This window comes from Aquabacterium sp. UBA2148 (genome assembly GCF_002328915.1).
In the GTDB taxonomy this organism is placed as follows: Bacteria; Pseudomonadota; Gammaproteobacteria; order Burkholderiales; family Burkholderiaceae_C; genus Aquabacterium; species Aquabacterium parvum.
In genome coordinates this window covers 10482-12390 of record NZ_DCXA01000309.1, presented here as the reverse complement: position 1 = coordinate 12390, position 1909 = coordinate 10482, and the positions used below count along the sequence as shown (strand labels likewise).

The following is a 1909-nucleotide window of genomic DNA, read 5'->3' as shown; positions in this document are numbered from 1 at the left end:
ATGTCGCGTGTGCGGGACCTGGTGGTGCTGGTGGGCCATGACGGGGTCGGGCGCCAAGTGGCACAGCGCTTGCGCGAGCAAGGCTTGTCCTACGTGGTGGCCGACGAAAGCCGTGAGGTGGTCGAGGCCCTGCGCGCCGAGCACATCCCGGCGGTGGCGGGCGACCTGATGGACCCGGCCACCCTGATCCAGGCGCACATTGCCAAAGCCGTGGCGCTGCTGATCAACCAGCCCGACAGCCTGCGCACGCGGACGATGGTGGACATCGCGCGCGAGCTCAACCCCGAGGTGCGCATCGTGGCGCTGGGTGGCAACGAAGAAGAAGCCCGCCTGCTCAAGCAGGAGCTGGGCATCGAGGTTTGCCTGCCCGACGACGCCCTGGCGCGCCAACTGGGCGACCAGCTGCTGGGGCAGCTCAGGCCCCGGTGAAAACAAAAACCCCGGCACGGGGCCGGGGTGTTTTGAGGTCGAGGGCTCGCCTCGGGCGTCAAGCCGCCTTGCGCTGAGCGGTGGCGCTGCCACCCGCCACGTGCGGCTTGCGGAAGGCCATCACGCCGTCTTCCAGCTTGCCATTGCGCAGCTGGTCCATGTCCAGCGCGTAGTTCTGATAAAGCTTCCAAGGTGCGCGGTCGGCGCCCTTGGGCAGGTGGGCCTCGGCGCGGGCCACGTAGCCCGAGGTCATGTCCAGCAGCGGCGCCGGCTTGACGTTGGGGTCCTTGCGCTCGGCCACGGCGATGCGCGTGCCCGTCTTGTCCATGTGCTTGATCAGGCGGCAGACGTACTCGGCGATCAGGTCGGCCTTGAGCGTCCACGAGGCGTTGGTGTAGCCCAGCGTGTTCGAGAAGTTGGGGATGTCGCTGAACATCAGGCCCTTGTACGAGATGTGCTGGTTCATCTCGATGGCCTTGCCGTCCACGCTCATCGTCATGCCGCCGAACAGGCGCAGGTTCAGGCCGGTGGCCGTCACGATGATGTCGGCTTCCAGGGTCTGGCCCGACTTCAGCTTGATGCCGTTGCCCACGAAGCGGTCGATGTGGTCGGTCACCACGTTGGCCTTGCCACGCTTGATGGCCTTGAACATGTCGCCATTGGGCACGGCGCACAGGCGTTGGTCCCAGGGGTTGTAGGGCGGCGTGAAGTGCTTCATGTCGAAGTTCGGCCCGACCTGCATCTTCACCTGCTTGAGCAGGAACTTGCGCACGGCGTTGGGGTACTTGCGCGAGAGCTTGAAGATCAGCTGCGTGATGAAGTTGTTGCGTGCGCGGCTGATGTTGTAGACCGTCATCTCGGGCAGGAACTTCAGCAGGAAGCGCACCATCGGGTCGAACTGCGGCACCGAGATCACGTAGCTGGGCGTGCGCTGCAGCATCGTCACCATCTTGGCCTTGTCGGTCATCGACGGGATCAGGGTGATGGCGGTGGCGCCCGAGCCGATCACGACCACGCGCTTGCCGCTGTAGTCGAGGTTTTCAGGCCAGAACTGCGGGTGGATGACCTGGCCCTTGAAGTCTTCGCGGCCCTTGAATTCGGGCGTGAAGCCTTCTTCGTAGTTGTAGTAGCCGGAGCACATCATCAGCCAGTTGCAGCTCAGCTGCACGGTCTCGCCCGACTTCTTCTGCACGGTCACCGTCCAGGTGGCGGTTTCGCTGCGCCAGTCGGCCGAGGTCACCTTGCTGCCAAAGCGGATGTGGCGCTGGATGTCGTTCTCGCTGGCCGTTTCCTGGATGTAGTGGCGGATGCGGTGGCCATCGGCAATCACCTGCTTTTCGGTCCAGGGCTTGAAGTTGTAGCCCAGGGTGTACATGTCCGAGTCGGAGCGGATGCCGGGGTAGCGGAACAGGTCCCAGGTGCCGCCGATGGTGTCGCGGCCTTCCAGGATGGCAAACGTCTTGCCGGGGCATTGGGTCTT

At 64.5% G+C, this 1909-nt stretch carries 2 protein-coding genes; one reads left to right on the top strand and one right to left on the bottom strand.

What is annotated here, in order from left to right; all coding sequences use genetic code 11:
- Positions 1-429, top strand: a 429-nt coding sequence (locus B2W70_RS16995) for an NAD-binding protein (RefSeq protein WP_286747604.1), incomplete at its 5' end; no start/stop codon positions are given.
- Between the two features lie 58 nt (positions 430-487).
- On the opposite strand, the gene B2W70_RS16990 is transcribed toward B2W70_RS16995, so the two are convergent.
- Positions 488-1909: flavin-containing monooxygenase (locus tag B2W70_RS16990; RefSeq protein WP_286747602.1), on the bottom strand; the 1422-nt coding region annotated here is incomplete at its 5' end.